Source organism: Streptomyces murinus (genome assembly GCF_002154555.1).
Classification (GTDB): domain Bacteria; phylum Actinomycetota; class Actinomycetes; order Streptomycetales; family Streptomycetaceae; genus Streptomyces; species Streptomyces murinus.
In genome coordinates this window covers 1-565 of sequence record NZ_MUNF01000781.1, presented here as the reverse complement: position 1 = coordinate 565, position 565 = coordinate 1, and the positions used below count along the sequence as shown (strand labels likewise).

At 69.0% G+C, this 565-nt stretch carries 1 pseudogene; it reads right to left on the bottom strand.

The features are described from left to right. Positions 1–565 (bottom strand): annotated as a pseudogene (locus CCN72_RS41070) (lamin tail domain-containing protein); the annotation flags it as partial.

Genomic DNA, 565 nt, shown 5'->3' with positions numbered 1-565 from the left:
CCGGCACATAGGCGACGCCCTCGAAGCCCAGGTTGGCGTCGTCCTTGCTGCCGGTGTCGAGCTGCGGGAACTGGGAGGTCATGTCCCACTGGTGGATCGGCGTGAGCGTCGAGCCGCCGGCCGCCGGGTCGAACTCCATGATCGTGTCCTTGGGGACCGTGTTCTTGGTGTTGTCGCGCTCGGAGGTCACATAGAGGTGCCCGTTGGCGCCGACCGTCAGACCCTCGGAGTCCGGCTCGCCGGAACCGCCCAGGAAACGGATCTGCTTGCCCGTCGCGCTCCACGACGCGTCCGGGATCCACTTGCCGTTGCTCTTGACCAGCTTGAACAGCCAGTTCTTGTTCTTGGCGGCCCACAGCACCGACGGGTTCGCCGGGTCGAACGCCAGCCCGCTCACATCACGCCCCTCGGGGCCGGTGGACGTGGTGAACGCGCAGACGTTGTCGGCGATCGTGACATCGAGGCCGCCCGGCCACGCCGAGGTGCCGGCCGGGGTGGAAGCCGTACCCGTGGGCGCCTCGGGGGTGCAGCCACTGGTCAGCGAGCCGCCGCCGCCCAGCAGTTG